General features: G+C 72.6%; 15 protein-coding genes. 7 read left to right on the forward strand and 8 right to left on the reverse strand.

Annotation, left to right across the window (positions count from 1 at the left end; translation table 11 throughout):
* The first annotated feature begins 2 nt into the window (after positions 1–2).
* Positions 3–449, forward strand: a complete 447-nt coding sequence (locus ACXJY8_RS16940) for a DMT family transporter (RefSeq protein WP_463770987.1) — start codon at positions 3–5, stop codon at positions 447–449.
* Positions 450–454: 5 nt separating this feature from the next.
* Here ACXJY8_RS16940 and ACXJY8_RS16945 read toward each other — a convergent pair whose 3' ends face one another.
* From ACXJY8_RS16945 to ACXJY8_RS16955, 3 genes are read right to left on the reverse strand one after another with little or no spacing between them, the layout of a single operon-like run.
* Positions 455–925 carry a secondary thiamine-phosphate synthase enzyme YjbQ gene (locus ACXJY8_RS16945; protein ID WP_463770991.1) on the reverse strand — a complete coding sequence of 157 codons (471 nt, stop codon included), beginning with the start codon at positions 923–925 and terminating at the stop codon, positions 455–457.
* Positions 922–2,751 carry a cisplatin damage response ATP-dependent DNA ligase gene (locus ACXJY8_RS16950; RefSeq protein WP_463770994.1) on the reverse strand — a complete coding sequence of 610 codons (1,830 nt, stop codon included), beginning with the start codon at positions 2,749–2,751 and terminating at the stop codon, positions 922–924. Before ACXJY8_RS16950 ends, ACXJY8_RS16945 begins: the two co-directional genes overlap by 4 nt.
* A complete protein-coding gene (locus tag ACXJY8_RS16955) occupies positions 2,748–3,791 on the reverse strand; it encodes a ligase-associated DNA damage response exonuclease (RefSeq protein ID WP_463770997.1) in 1,044 nt (347 codons plus the stop codon). The genes ACXJY8_RS16950 and ACXJY8_RS16955 overlap by 4 nt, the downstream gene beginning before the upstream one ends.
* Positions 3,792–3,832: 41 nt before the next feature.
* On the opposite strand from ACXJY8_RS16955, the gene ACXJY8_RS16960 reads away from it, so the two are divergent.
* Both ACXJY8_RS16960 and ACXJY8_RS16965 read left to right on the forward strand, forming a co-directional pair.
* Complete coding sequence (locus tag ACXJY8_RS16960) at positions 3,833–4,768, forward strand: class I SAM-dependent DNA methyltransferase (RefSeq protein WP_463771000.1); 936 nt, start codon at positions 3,833–3,835, stop codon at positions 4,766–4,768.
* Between the two features lie 194 nt (positions 4,769–4,962).
* Positions 4,963–5,700: a YoaK family protein gene (locus ACXJY8_RS16965; RefSeq protein ID WP_463771003.1), complete on the forward strand. Its 738-nt coding sequence runs from the start codon at positions 4,963–4,965 to the stop codon at positions 5,698–5,700.
* Positions 5,701–5,711: 11 nt separating this feature from the next.
* Here the strand turns inward: ACXJY8_RS16965 and arfB are convergent, their stop codons facing one another.
* Both arfB and ACXJY8_RS16975 read right to left on the reverse strand, forming a co-directional pair.
* Positions 5,712–6,131, reverse strand: a complete 420-nt coding sequence (arfB, locus tag ACXJY8_RS16970) for an alternative ribosome rescue aminoacyl-tRNA hydrolase ArfB (RefSeq protein WP_463771007.1) — start codon at positions 6,129–6,131, stop codon at positions 5,712–5,714.
* 25 nt (positions 6,132–6,156) lie between these two features.
* A complete protein-coding gene (locus ACXJY8_RS16975; protein WP_463771010.1) occupies positions 6,157–6,441 on the reverse strand; it encodes a BolA family protein in 285 nt (94 codons plus the stop codon).
* A gap of 133 nt (positions 6,442–6,574) precedes the next feature.
* On the opposite strand from ACXJY8_RS16975, the gene ACXJY8_RS16980 reads away from it, so the two are divergent.
* The 4 genes from ACXJY8_RS16980 (at position 6,575) to cobT (ending at position 10,866) form a co-directional block, all read left to right on the forward strand.
* Positions 6,575–7,201, forward strand: coding sequence for a J domain-containing protein (locus ACXJY8_RS16980; protein WP_055947709.1), 627 nt, complete (start codon positions 6,575–6,577; stop codon positions 7,199–7,201).
* 255 nt (positions 7,202–7,456) lie between these two features.
* A complete protein-coding gene (gene cobS / locus ACXJY8_RS16985) occupies positions 7,457–8,440 on the forward strand; it encodes a cobaltochelatase subunit CobS (RefSeq protein WP_056214992.1) in 984 nt (327 codons plus the stop codon).
* Positions 8,441–8,462: 22 nt separating this feature from the next.
* On the forward strand, positions 8,463–8,960 hold the full coding sequence (locus ACXJY8_RS16990) for a DUF29 domain-containing protein (RefSeq protein ID WP_463771019.1): 498 nt from the start codon (positions 8,463–8,465) through the stop codon (positions 8,958–8,960).
* A 4-nt stretch (positions 8,961–8,964) separates the two neighbouring features.
* Complete coding sequence (gene cobT, locus ACXJY8_RS16995; protein WP_463771021.1) at positions 8,965–10,866, forward strand: cobaltochelatase subunit CobT; 1,902 nt, start codon at positions 8,965–8,967, stop codon at positions 10,864–10,866.
* A gap of 104 nt (positions 10,867–10,970) precedes the next feature.
* Here the strand turns inward: cobT and addA are convergent, their stop codons facing one another.
* The 3 genes from addA to ACXJY8_RS17010 all read right to left on the reverse strand — a co-directional run bounded on the left by addA (position 10,971) and on the right by ACXJY8_RS17010 (position 18,392).
* Complete coding sequence (addA, locus tag ACXJY8_RS17000) at positions 10,971–14,456, reverse strand: double-strand break repair helicase AddA (RefSeq protein ID WP_463771026.1); 3,486 nt, start codon at positions 14,454–14,456, stop codon at positions 10,971–10,973.
* On the reverse strand, positions 14,453–17,587 hold the full coding sequence (gene addB, locus ACXJY8_RS17005; protein ID WP_463771029.1) for a double-strand break repair protein AddB: 3,135 nt from the start codon (positions 17,585–17,587) through the stop codon (positions 14,453–14,455). Before addB ends, addA begins: the two co-directional genes overlap by 4 nt.
* A gap of 67 nt (positions 17,588–17,654) precedes the next feature.
* Positions 17,655–18,392, reverse strand: coding sequence for a nucleotidyltransferase family protein (locus ACXJY8_RS17010; protein ID WP_463771035.1), 738 nt, complete (start codon positions 18,390–18,392; stop codon positions 17,655–17,657).
* Between the last annotated feature and the right edge of the window lie 74 nt (positions 18,393–18,466).

Consider the following 18,466-nt stretch of genomic DNA (forward strand, 5'->3'; position numbering starts at 1 on the left):
CCATGCTCAACCTCCTGCTTCCCCTGGCTCTCTCCGTGATGGCGGGCGCCAGCATCGTGGTGCAGCAGGCCCTGATCGCGAATCTGCGGATCGGCCTGAACTCCGCCGCCTGGGCGGGCTTCGCGAGCTACTTCGTCGGCCTCCTGTCCATGGTGGTGCTGGCCCTGACCCTGCGCGATCCGCTGCCCTCGGCCCATCTCGCCGCGCGCATCCCCTGGTGGGCCTGGAGCGGCGGGTTCTTCGGCGCGGTCTTCATCGCGCTCGCCACCATCCTGGTGCCGCAGCTCGGCGCGGCGACCTTCCTGGCGCTCCTCGTCACCGGCCAGATGCTGGCCTCGGTGGCCTTCGACCATTTCGGCTGGCTCGGCCTCGCCCAGCGCGCGGTGGACGGGCCGCGCCTCCTCGGCGTCGCGCTCCTGATCGGCGGGGTGATCCTGATCCGGCGCTGAGGCTTTCAGGCCCCGGCGGCCTGGAGCACGATCGTGCGCGCATGGGGCCGGTCGCGGTGCTCGACGAGGTAGATCCCCTGCCAGGTGCCGAGCGCGAGGCGCCCCGCCCGCACCGGCACGACGAGGGCGGAATCCGTGATCATCGTGCGGATATGGGCCGGCATGTCGTCCGGCCCCTCGGCGCCGTGGACGTAGCCGGCATGGCGCGGCGCCAGCCCGTCGAGGGCGGTGAGGAGGTCGGTCTGCACGTCGGGGTCGGCGTTCTCCTGGATGGTCAGGGAGGCCGAGGTGTGCCGGCAGAACACGGTGACGAGCCCCGTCGCGATCCCGCTGCGGGCCAGGAACTCCGCGACCGCGCGGGTGATGTCGGTGAAGCCCTGGCCGGGCGTCGAGACCGTGAGGGTCGCGCCGGCCTGCCGCTCCACGGGCCCGGCGGAGAACCCCTCCAGCGCGCCGATCCTGGCTGCCGTCCTCATGCCTCCGCCTCCTTCAGGGTCTCGCCCGGGGCGATCTCACGCTCGCCCCGGGCCAGGATGGTCTCCAGGGCGTCGATCCGGTCGGCCTCGGCCGCCGGCTTGTCCCAGCGGATGCGGGCGACCCGGGGGAAGCGCATGGCGACCCCGGACTTGTGCCGGGTCGAGCGCTGCACGCCCTCGAAGGCGATCTCCAGCACGAGGCCGTGGTCGAGCCCGTAGGCGACCTCGCGCACCGGGCCGAAGCGCTTGGTGGTGTTGTTGCGGACGTAGCGGTCGAGCTTCTGGAGCTCGGCATCGGTGAAGCCGTGATAGGCCTTGCCGACGGGCACGAGTTCCGGCGTGCCGTCCTCCCGCGCGCGCCAGACCCCGAAGGTGTAGTCGGAGTAGAACGACGAGCGCTTACCATGGCCCCGCTGGGCGTACATCATCACGGTGTCGACCCGGAACGGCTCGCGCTTCCACTTCCACCACGGGCCCTTCGGGCGCCCGGGCAGGTAGGCGCTGTCGCGGGCCTTCAGCATGATGCCCTCGATGGCGTCGGCATCCTCGCCCGCGCCCACGGCGGCGGGGTCGGCGCGGGCCGCGGCCAGATCCTCCCAGGTCGCGAACGGCACCAGGGGCGAGAGGTCGATCCGGGCATGGTCGAGGGCGGCCACGAAGGCCTCCAGCCGGCCCCGGCGCTCGGTGAAGGGCAGCGGGCGCAGGTCCTCGCCCCCGGCCTGCATCAGGTCGTAGGCGCGGACATGGGCGGGGAACTCCTCCAGGAGCTTCGGGGTCACGGCCTTCCGGTTGAGGCGCTGCTGGAGCACGTTGAAGCTCTGCACGCGGCCCTCGCGCAGGATCAGCAGCTCGCCGTCGAGGGCGCCCGAGAAGGTGATGGCCTCGGCCAGATCCGGGAAGGCGCCGGAGATGTCCTCGCCGGTGCGCGAGTAGATCCGGGCGACCTGCGCGCCGGCCTCGTCGCGGCCGCCCACGAGCTGGACGCGGATGCCGTCCCACTTCCACTCGCCGGAGAACGCGGCCGGGTCGAGCTTCTCGAAATCGCCCTCCTCGTCGATCGGGTGGGAGAGCATCGGCGGCCGGAACGGGGCCGGGTTCAGGGTGGTGGGGCGCGTCGCCCGGCCCTCGACCCAGGCGAACAGCGTGGCGTAGGGCGGCTCCAGCCCGTGCCAGACCTCCTCGACGGCGTCGGCCTCGTGGCCGCCGAGCGCCCCAATGGCGGTCTTGGCCAGCCGCGCCGAGACGCCGACGCGCAGCGCGCCGGTGATGAGCTTCAGGAGGGCCCAGCGCCCGGTCTCGTCGAGGGCGTCGAGCCACTCGGCGATGCGGGCGGGCAGATCGGCCTTCTTCACGGTGCCCAGCGTCTCGACCACCTCGGCCAGGGTGGGCACGTGCGGCGGCGGGTTGTTGTGGCCGATGGGAGCGGCCGCCAGAGGCTCCCTCTCCTGGAAGGAGAGGGTTGGGGTGAGGTGTGTGACCTCTCCTTCCAAGAGAGAGGACCCGCGCAGCCGGCCCGCTTCGGATAAGCCGCCGCTATTCGAGGACCTGGAACCCGGCGCCGGCCAGATCAGGGCCGTGGTCTCGGCCAGATCGCCGACGTAGTTGTGCGAGAGCCCGAACAGCACCGGGTCGACGCGCGCCTCGACCAGACCCCGGATCATCGCGGGCTTGGCCTCGCGGAAGGTCAGGCCGCCCGTCATCGCGGCCAGCGCGTAGCCGCGCTCCGGGTCGGGGGCGTGGGCGAAGTAGTCCTGCAGCAGGCGCAGCTTGGCGTTGCGGCGCGGCTCGTAGGCGAGGCGGTCGAGGAGGTGGGCGAAGTCGTTCACGCGGCCTCCTCCGGTGCGGCGGCCGGCTCGGCCTCCCCGTCGTCGCCGTAGCCCAGCAGGTGTAGGGGCTTGGCCTTGATGCCCTTCGTCCCGCACCAGTGCACCAGGGCGTCCTCCTGCCCGTGGGTGACCCAGACCTCGCCGGCCCCGGTCTCCAGGATGGTGCGGCAGAGGTCCGGCCAGTCGGAATGGTCGGAGATGCAGAGGGGCAGCTCGACGCCCTTCTGGCGGGCCCGGGCGCGCACCCGCATCCAGCCCGAGGCGAAGGAGGTCACCGGGTCGGGGAACTTGCGCGACCAGACGTCCTGGATCGAGGAGGGCGGGCAGAGCACGATGGCGCCGTGCAGCTTGGCCCGCTCGGCCGCCACCACCTTCGGCGTCTCGCCCAGCGGGATGCCCTCCTGCTTGTAGAGCTCGGTCAGCTTCTCCATCGCGCCGTGCAGGTAGATCGGCCGGTCGTAGCCGGCCTCCCGCAGGAGCGCCATCACGCGCTGCGCCTTGCCCAGCGCGTAGGCGCCGACGATGTGGGCGCGCTCGGGAAACAGGGCCACGGAATCGAGGAGCTTCCTGACCTCGTCGCGGGTGTCCGGCATCCGGAACACCGGCAGGCCGAAGGTCGCTTCGGTGATGAAGACGTCGCAGGGCACCACCTCGAAGGGCAGGCAGGTCGGATCATAGGCCCGCTTGTAGTCGCCCGAGACGACGACCCGGACGCCCTGGGCTTCAATCGCGATCTGGGCCGAGCCGAGCACGTGCCCGGCGGGCGCGAAGCGCACGGTGACGTCGCCGATGCGGATCTCCCGGCCCAGCGGCGCCTCTTGCCGGCTCTCGCAGAAATCCGCCCCGTAGCGCACCGCCATGATCCGCAGGGTCTCGCCCGTGGCCAGCACGCGGCCGTGCCCGGCCCGGGCGTGGTCGGCATGCCCGTGGGTGATCAGGGCGCGCGGCACCGGCCAAGTCGGATCGACATGGAAGCCGCCGAGGGGGCAGTACAGGCCCTCGCGGGTCAGGGTGAGAAGATCGCTGGCGCTGAAACTCATCGGCGCGGCATATAGGGCGCCCGACGCACCCGCGCAGCCTCATGTCCCGCACGATCACCTCCGGCGACCTCCGCGCCGACCGGCGCTACGCCTACGCCCAGGGCTGCCTCGACGACGGCGACCCGGACGGCGCCGCCGAGATGGCGGAGCAGACCCTGGAAATCGCCCCCCGTTTCGCCCCGGCCTGGTTCCTCCTCGGCCGGGCCCGCGAGGCCCGCTACCTGCGCAGCGGACGGGCGGGCGACCAGCACGCGGCCCTGCGCGCCTACGCCGCCGCCCTCGACATCGATCCCGAGGATGCGCAGGGCGCCCGCCTCGCCCTGGTGCGGATCGGCGCCGGCGAGGCCGCTACCGCGATCTCGCCGGGCTACGTCCGGGCTTTGTTCGACGCCTACGCGCCGCGCTTCGACCGCCACCTCGTCGAAGGTCTGTCCTATCGCGGGCACGGCCTCGTCGTCGAAGCCCTCGAGGCCGTGGCGGGCCCCGGGGCGGCCCTCGGGCGGGTGATCGACCTCGGCTGCGGCACGGGGCTCGTCGGGGCCGCCCTCGCGGGCCGGCCGGAACACCTGACCGGGATCGACCTCTCGCCCGGCATGCTGGCCGAGGCCGGCCGTCGCGGCCTCTATCACCGGCTGGTGGAGGGCGAACTCGTCGCCGCGCTCGGTGCCGAGGAGGCCGGTTCGGCCGATTGCGTCACCGCCGCCGACGTCATGATCTACGTGGGCGACTTTTCCGGCATGGTCGCGGGCGGCGCCCGCGTCCTGCGCCCGGGCGGGCGCTTCGCCTTCACGGTGCAGTCGCATCCCGGCGACGGGCTGATCCTGGGTCCGGACGCCCGCTACGCCCACGGCGACGCGCTGGTGCGGGACATCCTGGCGGCGGCGGGCCTCGCCCTCGAACGCTCCGAGCCGGCCGCCGCGCGCCGGGAAAACGGCGCCGACGTCCCCGGCCGGGTGATCGTGGCCCGGCGGCCGTGACGTTCACGTTTCCGTTGCAGCCCTTGAGCGCTGGCGCACGACGCGGTTGAACCAAACGGGAGCGTGACTGTTGCCCCGGACGCATCGGTGCACCCCGCCCGCGGCCTCTCACGGGAGGCCCGGCTCCGCACCGGGCGCACCGGCCTTACGCCACCGTAATTCAGCCGCCGCACGGGACGGAGGACAGCAGACCTATGGCAGAGACGCAGAACAAGTCGTTTCCAGCGAGTGCCGCGACGCGCATCCCCTTCGCGCTGGCACTCTCGGCCGTGGCGGGTTGCGCCGATTCCATCGGCTTCCTCGAATTCTCGCAGCTGTTCATGTCGTTCATGAGCGGTAACACGACGCGCTTCGGCGTCTCGGTCAGCCGGTTCGACTGGGAGAGCACGTCGCGCGTCGCCTCGGTCATCGTGCTGTTCTGCTTCGGCGCCTTCGCGGGCACGCTGATCGCGGCCTGGGTCGGGCGCTGGCGCCTCTCGGTGCTGCTCCTGCTGCAATCGGTGCTGCTGACCATCGGGCTCATCGTGCCCCACGGCACCTTCGCGTTCCCGCTCCACGCCTACCCGATCGTCATCGCGCTCGGCCTGCAGAACGCGACCCTGCAGGACGAAGGCGGGCGCAGCCTCGCGCTCACCTACGTCACCGGCGCGGTGGTGCGGTTCGGCACCGGGCTCGCCAACCTGATGCTCGGCACGGTGGCGCCCTCGTTCTGGCTCCAGGCGCCGCTCTGGGCGGCCCTGAGCACCGGCGCGGTGATCGGCGGCTTCCTGCAGATGCGCTACGGCGAGGATGCCTTCCTGTTCCCCGCCGCGGTCTCGGCGCTCCTGGCCGTGATCGCCCTGGTGCTGACCATCCTGAAGCCGGGCAGCCGCTACGTCAGCGGCGAGGTCGAGACGCATCCGCCGGACGGCACGGCGGCCGCCAGGATCTAGGGCCGGCCGATCTAGTCCGTGCTGCTGCCGCGCAGCCGCTTGGTGGCGCTCCGCTTCGACTTCTCGTCGAGGCGGCGCTTCTTCGAGGCGAGCGTCGGGCGCGTGGCGCGCCGGGGCGTCGGCGGCACCGCCGCCTCGGCCACGAGCTCGGCCAGGCGCGCGCGGGCATCGGCCCGGTTGCGGTCCTGGGTCCGGAAGCGCTGGGCGCTGATTACGATCACCCCGTCGACGGTGAGGCGCCGCCCCGCCAGTCGCATCAGGCGCACCGCCACCGCGTCCGGCAGGGAGGCCGAGCGCCGGGCATCGAAGCGCAGCTGCACCGCGGTCGAGAGCTTGTTGACGTTCTGCCCGCCGGGGCCCGAGGCGCGCACGAAGGTCTCTTCCAGCTCCGCCTCGTCGATGGCGATGTGGGGCGTGCACTGCAGGGCCACGGCGGTGTCTCTCGCGGTCTCGGCCTCAGGACGCTTCGGCCGGCGTGCGGGCGCGCACCGCCAGGGCGTGGAGCCCGCGCGCGAAGGCCGGAGCAAGGGCGGCGTTGACGAGGCGATGGCGCTCGACCCGGCTCTTGCCCTCGAAGGCGGCCGCAACCACGTCCAGGTGGAAATGCGTCTCGCCCTCGGGCCGCGCCCCGGCATGGCCCGCATGCAGGTGCGATTCGTCGACCACCGCCAGGTCCTGCGGCGCCAGTTGCGCCCGCAGCGTGTCGGTGATCCAGTCCTTCAGGGTCACGGTCTCGGTCATCGCGGGCGTCTCCTCGTTTTCTTCGTCGCCGGGCTCCGGCGCCCGGCCTCGCGCGTCAACCCCCGAACACCGCATGCGGCATCAGGCCCGCCGCTCTTGTGTCTCCGACCCGCCCCCTCATAATCGCCCCATCATGGATCTCAACTCGCCCCTGTTCGACAGCATCCGCATCAAGCCGTCCTGCGACGAGCCGAAGACGGCTGCGACCCAGACCTGCGAGACCCCCGGGTGCAAGAACCCCGGGCTCTACCGCGCGCCGAAGGGCCGCAAGGCGGAGGGGCAGTACTGGCGCTTCTGCATGGACCACGTGCGCGCCTACAACGCCACGTACAACTACTTCGACGGCATGAACGATGCCGCCGTGCAGGCCTTCCAGAAGGACGCGATCATCGGGCACCGCCCGACCTGGGCGATGGGCGTGAACCCGGCCACCGCCGGCGAGCGCGGCAAGGCGGCGCCCAAGCGCGACTGGGCCTATGTCGACCCGCTGGACATCCTGCGCGCCGAGGGCGTCGGCGAGACCGCCCGGCGCAAGGCCGCGCCCGAGCCGCGCCGGCCCCGCCACTCGGCCGCGACCCTGAAGGCCCTCGACGTGCTCGGCCTCGACGAGAACGCGGATTCAGCCGCCATCAAGGCGCAGTACAAGACCCTGGTGAAGCGCTTCCATCCCGACGCCAATGGCGGCGACCGCTCGTTCGAGGAGCGCCTGCGCGACATCATCCGGGCCCACGATGCCCTGCGCGCCGCCGGGCTCTGCTGACGCGGCGGCCGCCGCGCCCGCGCGGTTCCGGCACGATCGATGCACGTTTTCCGGGGCTCCCCTGCTCCCGGTGGGGCGGCAATTGCCGGGCGAGGCCCTATATGCAGCGCTGACACCCCTTGGCGCCGCCCGGTGCCGACCTTTAGATGGCGGTCGCGCGCGGTTCATCCTCCCCGGACCGCCAGACCCCGAAGTCCGACACAGCCCGCGTGTTCCGTGACACCCCCACGGCACCCGCGCCCCGACGAGGTCCTTATGCTTTCTGACGTCTCGCCCGCCTCGCTCCCCGACCGGGAAGTCTCCGTCCGAGAGGCCTTCGGCATCGACCTCGACCTCCGGGTCCCGGCCTTCTCGCAGAGCGAGGAGCACGTGCCGGACCTCGACCCGGATTACATCTTCGACCGGGAGACCACCCTGGCGATCCTGGCGGGCTTCGCCCGCAACCGCCGCGTGATGGTCACCGGCTACCACGGCACCGGCAAGTCGACCCATATCGAGCAGGTCGCCGCCCGCCTCAACTGGCCCTGCATCCGGATCAACCTCGACAGCCACGTCTCGCGCATCGACCTCGTCGGCAAGGACGCGATCGTGCTGCAGGACGGCAAGCAGGTCACCGCCTTCCAGGACGGCATCCTGCCCTGGGCGCTGCAGAACAACGTCGCCCTGGTCTTCGACGAGTACGATGCCGGCCGGCCCGACGTGATGTTCGTGATCCAGCGCGTGCTGGAGCTCTCGGGGCGCCTGACGCTCCTCGACCAGAAGCGCGTGATCCGCCCCCACCCGGCCTTCCGCCTGTTCGCCACCGCCAACACGGTGGGCCTCGGCGACACGTCCGGCCTCTATCACGGCACCCAGCAGATCAACCAGGGCCAGATGGACCGCTGGTCGATCGTCACCACCCTGAACTACCTCGCCCATGACCGCGAGGTCGACATCGTGCTGTCGAAGGCGGCGCATTACCAGCGCGACGGCGGCCGCGACATCGTCAACCGCATGGTGCGCGTGGCGGATCTCACCCGCAATGCGTTCATGAACGGCGACCTCTCCACCGTCATGAGCCCGCGCACGGTGATCACCTGGGCCGAGAACGCCGACATCTTCCAGGACATCGGCTTCGCCTTCCGGGTGACCTTCCTCAACAAGTGCGACGAGCTGGAGCGCACCCTCGTGGCGGAATTCTACCAGCGCGCCTTCGGCAAGGACCTGCCGGAGAGCGCCTCGAACGTCGCGTTGAGCTAAGGAATGTCTGGCGGAGGGTGCAATGGGTGAGCGGGCTCTGACGGGCGAAGCCAACGCGGTGGCGACCTCCCGCGCCGGTCAGACACGCTACGAGGACGACCTCTACACCTGGGTTCAGGAGCAGGTTGCCCTGCTCCGTGCCGGGAGGGTCGATGCGCTCGATCTCGATCATATCGCCGAGGAACTGAGCGACGTGGGGAACGCGCAATACAATCAACTCGAAAGCGCGTTACGTGTGCTCATGATGCATATGCTCAAATGGGACCAGCAGCCGGAAAAGCGTACGCCGAGTTGGATTTTCTCCATCCGTGAGCAGCGCCGTCGGTATGCCCGCCTGCTTCGGAAAAACCCCGGGTTGAAGTCCAGTCTCGAAGAGGCACGCGATGCCGCCTACCCCAATGCACGGGATTGGGCATCCGAAGAATGCCATCTCCCCGTCGACGAGTTTCCGCCCGAATGTCCCTACGAATGGGACGATATCCTGAACCGGCCCTTCGATTTCGATTCGGTGAAGACATAGCCCTGTGAGCATCTCCAACCGCAAGCCCGGCGACCGGCGCGAGCCCGTCGCCGAACCGCTCAAGCGCTCGGTGGCGGGCTGCCTGCGCGCCATCGCCAAGCGCTCCGAGATCGAGGTGGTCTATGCCAGCGACCGTCCGGCCCTGACGGGTGAGAAGGCGCGGCTGCCCGAGCCCCCGCGCAAGCTGACCCCCGAGGACGTGGCGATCCTGCGCGGCAACGCCGACTCGATGGCCCTGCGTCTGGGCTGCCACGACGTCGCCGTGCACCGCCGGCTGGCGCCAGAGAATGCCGGCGCCCGGGCGGTCTTCGACGCGGTCGAGCAGGCACGGGTCGAGGCGATCGGCTCCCGGCGCATGGCCGGCGTCGCCTCGAACCTCTCGGCGATGCTGGAGGACCGCTACCATCGCGGCGGCAAGTACGAGGACATCACCGACCGGGCCGACGCCCCGATGGAGGATGCCGTCGCCTTGATGGTGCGCGAGCGCCTGACCGGGGCGGCGCCCCCCGAGGCGGCCCGCAAGATCGTCGATCTCTGGCGCTCCCACATCGAGGAGAAGGCCGGCACGAACCTCGACGGCCTGATCGGCTCCATCGAGAACCAGCGCGCCTTCGCCCGCTCGGTGCGCGATCTCCTCACCTCCCTCGACATGGCGGACGAGACGCCGTTCGACCCCGAGGACGACGAGAACGAGGACGAGAACGAATCGCAGGACGACGAGCAGACCCCGAGCGAGGGCGAGGCCGAGGAGCAGTCTCAGGGCGACCGCTCCGAGATGGAGACCTCGCAGGAGGCCACCGACGAGCTGCAGGAAGGCGCCACCGAGGCCGCCGACGCCCCCTCGGGCGAGTTGCCGGACGAGGCCGAGAACGCCGATTCGGAGGAGGCTTCGGAAGCGTGGCGGCCGCCGTCGCAGAAGACCAACGAGCCGCGGGGCCCGGAATACAAGGTCTTCAACCCGCGCTTCGACGAGATCATCCACGCCGAGGACCTCTGCGACGTGGAGGAGCTCGCGCGCCTGCGCACCTATCTCGACAAGCAACTCGCCCATCTCCAGGGCGTGGTCGGGCGCCTCGCCAACCGGCTCCAGCGCCGGCTGCTGGCCCAGCAGAACCGCGCCTGGGACTTCGACCTCGAGGAGGGCCAGCTCGACCCCGCCCGCCTCGTGCGCGTGGTCACCGACCCGTTCCAGCCGCTCTCGTTCAAGCGCGAGAAGGACACGAATTTCCGCGATACGGTGGTCACGCTGCTGCTGGACAATTCCGGCTCCATGCGCGGGCGCCCGATCACCGTGGCGGCGACCTGCGCCGACATCCTGGCGCGCACGCTGGAGCGCTGCGGCGTCAAGGTCGAGATCCTCGGCTTCACCACGCGGGCCTGGAAGGGCGGGCAGTCGCGCGAGGCGTGGCTCGCCGGCGGCAAGCCCAACACCCCGGGCCGGCTCAACGACCTGCGCCACATCGTCTACAAGAGCGCCGACGCGCCCTGGCGCCGGGCCCGCAAGAACCTCGGGCTGATGATGCGCGAGGGCCTGCTCAAGGAGAACATCGACGGCGAGGCGCTCGACTGGGCGCACAAGCGCCTGCTGGCCCGGCCCGAGCAGCGCAAGATCCTGATGGTGATCTCGGACGGCGCGCCGGTCGACGATTCGACGCTGTCCGTGAACCCGGGCAACTACCTCGAGCGCCACCTGCGCTGGATGATCGAGGACATCGAGACCCGCTCGCCGGTGGAACTGCTGGCCATCGGCATCGGCCACGACGTGACGCGCTACTACCGCCGCGCCGTGACGATCATCGACGCCGAGGAGCTCGGCGGCGCCATGACCGAGAAGCTCGCCGAGCTCTTCGACGAGGATTCCGGCACGCCGGCGCCGCAGAAGCGGGCCGCCGGCGGGCGGCGCTAGCGTTCGTCAGGGACAAGTCGCAACCGGCTATCCCGAAAAGACAGACGCCAGGAAAGCAATTGAGAGCCCGTCGGGTTCAGGATGAACCTGACGGACTCTCGCGATCACGCCGCCCTCTGGGCCAGCGCGTCGAGGACGGCCGCGATCGCCTCGGCATCGAGCCGGCGGATCACGGGTCCCGAGGTCCAGACCAGCATCGGCACCACCCGGTGGCGCGGGTAGATCTCCGCCAGGAGTGCGGCGTAGAGGGCGATCTGCCCGGCTTCCGCCCGCGGCAGCGGCGCTCCGTCCCGCGGGGGCCGGCCCGTCTTGAAGTCCGCGACCCAGACCGTGTCCCCGGTGATCGCCAGGCGGTCGACGCGGCCGAAGACCGGGCGCGAGACGCCGCCGACCACGACCTGCCCCGACAGCGTCACCTCGGCCCGGGCCTCCGGCGCGAAGAGCGGCGCGAGGTCGGGCTCCGCGAACAGGTGCAGGGTCGCGGCCACGATCGCGTCCTGCCTGGCCCGGTCGAAACCGGGGGCGCGGGCGCGCACGAAGGCGGTCGCCGCGGCCTTCCGCTGGGCCGGCTCGATCCGCGGCAGGTGCTCCACCAGGGAATGGATCAGGGTCCCGCGCCGGCGCGCCTCGCTATCGGCCTGCCGCTGCCCCGGCTCGCGGCGGGTGTCGGCGGCCCCGAGGGCGCCGGACGGCGTCACCGGCGGAGCAGCCTCGACCTCGGCCGGAACGGGGGCCTCCAGCCAGGCCGGCAGCTCCGGCGGCGGGGAAACGGCGGAGGGGGCCGGGGCCGCCGCTTCCGCCGCGCCGCCGTCGCGCCACAGGGTGGCGGGGCCGTAGGGCGTCTCCAGCCCCTCCCCGGAGCCGAAGGCGCGCTCCAGCCCGGTGCGGATCATCTCGCACCAGGCCGCCTCGCTCGGGGCTTCGTGCCCGCGATAGGGCGCGACCACGAGGCGGTCGGCGGCGCGGGTCATCGCCACGTAGAGCAGGCGGTTGTGCTCCTCGCGGGCGCGGGCCTGCAGGCCGGCGCGGGCCTGGGTCACAGCCTCGCAGTCGCCGGCCTTGGCCCCGGCCCAGATCGGCGGCAGCGGTGCGCCGCCCTGGCCGAAGCGCTGCGCCCCCGGAAGGAGCGGCAGGAGCGGCGGGTCGTTGCGCCCCAGGGCCTCGCAGCCATCGATGACCACCACCACCGGCGCCTCCAGACCCTTGGCGCCGTGGACGGTCATCACCCGGACCTCGTCGCGGCCGGAATCGAGGTCGCGCTTGACCGTGTGGCCGCCCTCCCCGCGCCCCGGAACGGTGTCGTAGCGGGCGAGGAACCCGCCGAGGGAGGGCGCGTCGGGCGCCTGCTCGGCCTGGGCCGCCGTCATCAGGAAGACGTCGATGGCGTCGCCGGCCTCGCCGCCGAGGCGGGAGACCAGGGCGCGCCGGCCACCGCGCGCGCCGAGCAGCGTGGCGTAGAACCCGAACGGCCCCTCGCAGGCCGCCAGCGCGATCCAGGACGTCAGGGCCGCGTGTCCGCGGATCGCCGCCGGGTCGCCGGCGGCGGCGTGCCGGGCCAGCGCATCCTCCAGGGTCTCGTGCAGGTCGCGGCGGGCCGCGATGCGCACGAGGTCGTCGTCGTCGAAGCCGACGAGGGGCGTCTTCAGGGCGCCGGCCAGGGTCAGGTCGTCGGCCGGCAGCAGCCCGGCGCGGCCCACCGCCACGAGGTCGTTGACGGCGATATGGGCGGCGATGTCGAGGCGGTCCTGGCCCGCGACGGGCACGCCGAGGGCCTTCATGGCGCGGATGACCTCCTCGAAGGCCGCCGAGCGCTTGCGCACCAGGATCAGGATGTCGCCCGGGCGCCAGACCCGGCCGGTCTCGTCGCCCGCGGTGATCCAGGCGAGCGCCGCGCGGGCGACCCGGCGGGCGGTGACGATGGCCGGCGCATTGGTCTCGGGCGCGTCGACGGGCGCGGCCCAGGCATCGGGCTCGGGCTCGTCGGCCGGCTCCTCGATCGGCCAGAGTTCCACCGTGCCCGGCGCCGTGGTCCGCGCCGTGCTGTGGGTGGTGCCGACCGCCGTGTCGTCGAAGGACAGGCCCTCGTAATGCTCCGCGATCCCGAAGGTGGCGTCGACCGCGCGCAGGACGCCGCCGGCCGAGCGGAACGAGAGCTCGAGCCGCACGTCCTCGAAGGCAAGGTCGGCGCCCGCGGCCGCCCGCTGCCAGGCGCGCCGGGTGGTCTCGAACTCGCGGGGTTCGGCCCCCTGGAAGCTGTAGATCGACTGCTTGGGATCGCCCACGGCGAAGCGGGTCCGGGCGACCTCGCGGGCGCCCTCGCCGGAGGCGAATTCGGCGGTGATGCGGCGCAGGATCTCCCACTGGTGCGGGTTGGTGTCCTGCGCCTCGTCGATGAGCACGTGGTCGACGCCGCGGTCGAGCTTGTACAGCACCCAGGTGGAATCGACCCGGCCGAGGAGGTCGAGGGTCTTGTGGATCAGGTCGTCGAAATCGAGGGCGCCGAGGCGGGCCTTCTGCGCCTCGACCCGGCGGTGGATCTCGCCCGCCAGCGTGAAGAGCGCGCGCGTGCGCTCGAGGGCGCGCACGCCGCGCAGGGCGTCCTGCAGCGGCTCCAGGCGGTCGCGCTCGTCGCGCAGGGCCTGCTTGGCGTCCTCCGGCACCGCCTTGGTGCCGAGGCTCTTGTCAGCCTTCGGCGCGCCCTCCTTGGTGAAGAAGATCGAGAGATAAGTCTCCAGGGCCTCGGCGGGCGAGTCCGTCGCCGCCACCGCCAGGAGCCTGTCGGCGATGCCGTCGTCGGTGGCCTTGCCGGTGCGCAGCCGCCCGGCGAGGTCTGTGAGGTCGCCCAGGACGCCGTCCAGCATCCGCGCCTCGATCGCCGCCGCGCCGTCGCCGGGCCGGACGCCGAGGGTGTCGGCCAGCGCGGCGAAGGGGCCGTCGAGGCCGAAGCGGCTGTCGAGCACGTCCCGCGCCCGCATGGCGCTGCGGATCGCCTTCCTCAGGGTGTCCCCCGTCGCCTCGGGGCCGACGACGGCCAGGGCCTCGCCGAGATGCGGATGCCGGCCGCCGATGGCGTCGGCCAGCACGTTCCCGGTCTCGATCCGGAAGGCCTCCGCGGCCTGGGTCTCGTCCAGCACCACGAAGCGCGCCGGCACGTTCGCCTCGAAGGGGAACATGTGCAGCAGGCGTTCGCAGAGGGCGTGCAGGGTCTCGATCTTCAGGCCCCCCGGCGTCTCCACCGCCCGGGCGAACAGGCGCCGGGCCACCTGCAGGGTCTTGCGCGCGGGGCGTTCCCCGGTGAGTTCCGTGAGTTCGGCCGCGAGCGCGGCATCGTCCAGCGTCACCCAGCGGCCGAGCACCCGGAACACCCGGATCGACATGTTGGCCGCCGCCGCCTTGGTGAAGGTCAGGCAAAGGATGCGGGCGGGCGGCGCCCCGTCGAGGAGCAGGCGCACCACCCGGTCGGTGAGCACCTTGGTCTTGCCCGCGCCGGCATTGGCCGAGACCCAGGCCGAGGCGCGCGGATCGGCGGCCCGGCGCTGCGCCGCCTTGGTGAGGTCGTCGACGACGAAGGCTTCGCGGACGGTCATCATGCGTCTCCCTCGCCGCCGAGCGACCATTCCAGCACCCGGGCGAGGTGGTCGTAGTCGCCGTAGGACTTGGCGTATTTCGGGTAGGGCCGCGAGGTGTAGGCCGCCTCGCCGGTGAGGAAGCGGGCGACGAGGCCGCGGAAGCGCGCGACGTGCTCCTCCACGATGGCGGCGACCTCGCGCTCGTCCCCGCGCGGCGGCTTCACCGCGAGGGGCTCGAACGGTTTGCGGCCGCCCGAGGCGTGGACGTAGAGGAGGTCCGGCGTCAGCGTGGTGGCGGGGAAGCCGTCGAAGGCGCCGGCCATCAGCATCGCCGCCTCCAGGGTGAGCTGGGGCGAGAAGCCGGCGAAGACCTCCTTGTTGCTCGGCGGCAGACCGGTCTTGAAGTCGACGATGCAGGCCCCGCCGTCGCGGCGCCGCTCGATCCGGTCGGCCCGCGCCCGCAGGGTGAAGCTCTCGGCGCCCATCGGGATCACCCACTTTCCGGAGATCTCCGGATGCACCCGCGCCAGCTGCGCCCGGCGCTCGACCTCCCAGGCCAGGAAGTGCGCGGCCAGCCGCTCGTAGCGCGGCCACCACTCGGCGTAGAGCTCGGGGTAGGTGTCGGAGATCGGCTGGAAGGCGTTGAGGGCGAGGTCGAGCAGCCGCTCTACCGCCGTCCCGGGCAGCGCCTCGGGATGGTCCTGGGCGAACCGGCCCAGGATCTCGTGGATCAGCGTGCCGCGGTCGGCGGCCCCCGGCTCGGACGCCACCGGGTCGAGCGGATCGAGGCCGAGAACGTGCCGGGCGAAGATCACGTAGGGGTCGCGCACCAGGGTCTCGACCTCGGTGACGCTCAGGGAGCGCGGGAACAGGGCCGGATCGGGCTTCGGCCGCGGCTGCTTCAGGCGGGCCTGCGCCGGGCCGGTGCCCTGGTCGAGGGCGGCGGCATAGGCCGAGAAGCGACGCCCGGCGGCCAGCGCCCGGGCCCAGCAGGCATCGCCCGTGAAGGCGCGCAGGCGCTGCAGGAAGCGCGAGGGCACGGTCGGCGCGCCCTCGCGCTTGGCCGCCCGGGTGACGAGGGCGTCGTGGTGGCCCAGCGCCTGGACGAAGTCGTGGGCGCTCTGGCCGATGCGGCGCTCGGGCGGGTTGAGGCCGATGCGCTCGCGCATGGGCCGGTTGAGGAAGGCGTCGGTGGTCGTCTGCATCGGCCAGACGCCCTCGTCGAGGCCGCCGAGCACGACCCGATCGACGCTCATCAGCCGCGCCTCCAGCAGGCCGAGGATGCGCAGGCGCGGATGCGGTCGCCCGTCGCTGCAGGCCACCAGCCGCTCGCGGGCGAGCGCCGTGAAGAAGGCGGGATAGTCGCCGAAGCGGCCGGGCAGCAGCCCGGGCTCGGCCATCTCCAGGTCGTCGAACAGGGTGTCGAGCACGCCGAGGGAGGCATCGTCGACGGCCTCGCCCTCGGCCGCGTCGATCAGCCTGTCGAAGGTGGCGCGGTGGGAGGCGGCGTAGGCGACGAGGTTGCCGACCCCGCTGTGGTCCGTGTCGAGGAAGCCGCCGAAGGCCAGTTCGAGCCGGTCGAGGAGGCCGGCGGCCAGATCCCAGTCGAGCTCGGTGAGGCGGCGCTTGGCCCGGGGCCGCCGCCCGGTGGCGGCGCGCTGGTCGGCCAGGGCCTGCCGCAGCCCGGCGAAGCCCGGCGCCGGCGCGGGTCCGCGCAGGGCGCCGATCTCCAGGGCGGCGGCGGCCCGGACCACGTCGCTGCGCGGCATCCCGAGACGGACATAGGGATGGGACAGCAGCGTGATCAGGCGCGCCGGTTCGAGATCGGCCGCGACTTCGGCGGCGAGGCGCGCCAGGCGCCCGGCCCGGCTACGCGACAGGGCCTCGCCCCCGGAATCCTCCGCGACGATGTCCCAGCGGGCGAGTTCGGCCGCGACGCGCAGCGCCAGGGCGCGGTCGGGCGTCACCAGGGCCGCCGTCGCGCCGGGGGTCTCCAGGGTCTCGCGCAGGGCGAGGGCGATGATCAGCGCTTCCTCGCGCTCGTCGCTGGCCTCGACCACGGCCAGGCCCTGCATGCCCTCCTCCGCCAGCCGGGCGCGGTCGGCGGGGTCGAGGGCGGCCCAGGCCTCCGTGGTCTCGGCCGGGCGCAGGGCCTGCGACAGCAGCCCGAAGCGGGCGCGGGCGGTGTCGGACGGGTCGCCGAGGGTCGCCACCTGCGCCCGGTCGCGGTTCAGGCCGGTGGGCCCGAGGAGACGGTGCAGGATGGCCTGCGGATGGCCGTGCGCGATCTCGCGGGAGGCGCCCTCGCCGGTCTCGATGGCGTCCCAGCCGGCCGCGTCGAGGTCGGCGTCGAGGCCCGGCAGGACCACGGCGCCGCGGGGCAGCCCGGCCACCGCGGCGATCAGGCGGGCGGTGGCCGGCACCGAGCCGGTTGAGCCGGCCACGATCACCGGATCGGCGGGGCGGTCGCGGATCAGCCGGTCGGCCTCGGCCAGGACGAGGCGGCGCGAGCGCGAGACCGGGTCGCTCATCCCGCGCTCGGCGAGGATCTCGGGCCAGGCCTCGGCGGCGATCTTCACGAAATCCAGGGTCAGGCCGAAATAGCGCGAATACTCGGCCTCGACGGCGCCGCCGATCTCGGTCCAGGGCAGGCCCTCGACGGTGAGCGCGTCCATCAGGCGTTCGAGGTCGGCGGCGAGCCCGATCGCGTCGGCGGGGGAGGACGGCACCAGGAAGGGCACGTCGTCGTCGATGGGCAGCAGCGTGCGGTCCACGGCCTCGGCCCAGCCCTGGACGAGCCGGGCGAGGATGAGCCGGCGCTCCAGGGGCGGCATCGCCGGGGCGAGCAGCTCCGGGCCGTTCTCGAGGAGCGGGTTGGCGGCCAGATCCAGCTCCGCCTCGTCGGCCTCGCCGAGGGGAACCATCCGGGGCAGCAGGGCCGCGTGGCCGAGGCGGGCGGCGAGGATCGCGGCCAGCGCCCGCACCGCCCGCTGGGTCGGCAGGTAGAGGGTGACGGAGGCGAGCGCGAAGGGATCGTCGCCGATCGCGCCCACGAGGCGCCCCGAGATCAGGGCATCGGCGAGGGTCGGCAGGAAGGGCGCGCCGGGCGGGATCGAGAAGACGTGGGCGGTCGGGACGTCTGAGGTCGGCATCCCACCCTCCATGCCACCAAATCCCGTGGGCTGGAATGCGGCGCCCTGCCGAATCGCCGATCGGTCCTCAGGGCGTCGGTGCCGTCGATTTCACCCGCGCCTCGGCCGCGATGATCGCCTCCGGCGTGCCCACATGGAGCCATTGTCCGTCGAGGCGCAGGCCGTGCAGGCGGCCGGCCGCGATGGCGCGGTCGAACAGGATGTTGAGGGAGAAGGCGCCCTCGGGGGTGTCGGCGAATAGGCCGGGCTTCAGGATGGCGACGCCGGCATAGATGAAGGGCGCCACCTCGCGCTCGCCGCGGCGCTCCAGGGCCCCGGAGGAATCCATCACGAAGTCGCCGTTGCCCTCGTAGCCGAGGCTGGTCGCGGTGGGCGCGACGAGGAGGAGGATGTCCATCCGCTCCGGGTCCCAGGCGGCGATCAGGCGGCCGAGATTGGAGTCCGGCCCCTCCAGCCAGAACGAATCGGCGTTGAAGACCACGAACGGATCGTCGCCGAGGAGCGGCAGGGCCTTCTTCACGCCGCCCCCGGTCTCCAGCAGGGCCTCGCGCTCGTCCGAGAGCACGATCGTCGGGGCGGTCCGGCGCTTGCGCACGTGCCCCTCGATCAGGTCGGCGAGGTAGTGGACGTTCACCACCGCCTCGGTGATGCCGCCCTCGGCCGCCCGGTCGAGGGCGTGGTCGAGGAGTGCCCGGCCGGCCACCTCCACCAGGGGCTTGGGCACCGTGGCGGTGATCGGGCGCATGCGCTTGCCGAGACCCGCCGCGAGGACGAAGGCGCGGGTGATGGGGGCTGTGTCGGACATGGCGGCTTCGTCTCGTCGGGGAGTCTTGTTGGACGATCTCGGGCGGGCGCGGACCGCCGTCCGGCGGCCGCGCC

The sequence above is a fragment of the Methylobacterium sp. TK31 genome (assembly GCF_055361545.1).

Excerpts from the sequence above, each read along its gene's own strand:
- ACXJY8_RS16940 (WP_463770987.1), top strand. The coding sequence starts at position 3 with ATGCTCAACCTCCTGCTTCCCCTGGCTCTCTCCGTGATGGCGGGCGCC.
- ACXJY8_RS16945 (WP_463770991.1), bottom strand. The coding sequence starts at position 925 with ATGAGGACGGCAGCCAGGATCGGCGCGCTGGAGGGGTTCTCCGCCGGG.
- ACXJY8_RS16955 (WP_463770997.1), bottom strand. The coding sequence starts at position 3,791 with ATGAGTTTCAGCGCCAGCGATCTTCTCACCCTGACCCGCGAGGGCCTG.
- ACXJY8_RS16960 (WP_463771000.1), top strand. The coding sequence starts at position 3,833 with ATGTCCCGCACGATCACCTCCGGCGACCTCCGCGCCGACCGGCGCTAC.
- ACXJY8_RS16965 (WP_463771003.1), top strand. The coding sequence starts at position 4,963 with ATGGCAGAGACGCAGAACAAGTCGTTTCCAGCGAGTGCCGCGACGCGC.
- ACXJY8_RS16975 (WP_463771010.1), bottom strand. The coding sequence starts at position 6,441 with ATGACCGAGACCGTGACCCTGAAGGACTGGATCACCGACACGCTGCGG.
- ACXJY8_RS16980 (WP_055947709.1), top strand. The coding sequence starts at position 6,575 with ATGGATCTCAACTCGCCCCTGTTCGACAGCATCCGCATCAAGCCGTCC.
- cobS (WP_056214992.1), top strand. The coding sequence starts at position 7,457 with ATGCTTTCTGACGTCTCGCCCGCCTCGCTCCCCGACCGGGAAGTCTCC.
- ACXJY8_RS16990 (WP_463771019.1), top strand. The coding sequence starts at position 8,463 with ATGGGTGAGCGGGCTCTGACGGGCGAAGCCAACGCGGTGGCGACCTCC.
- addA (WP_463771026.1), bottom strand. The coding sequence starts at position 14,456 with ATGATGACCGTCCGCGAAGCCTTCGTCGTCGACGACCTCACCAAGGCG.
- addB (WP_463771029.1), bottom strand. The coding sequence starts at position 17,587 with ATGCCGACCTCAGACGTCCCGACCGCCCACGTCTTCTCGATCCCGCCC.
- ACXJY8_RS17010 (WP_463771035.1), bottom strand. The coding sequence starts at position 18,392 with ATGTCCGACACAGCCCCCATCACCCGCGCCTTCGTCCTCGCGGCGGGT.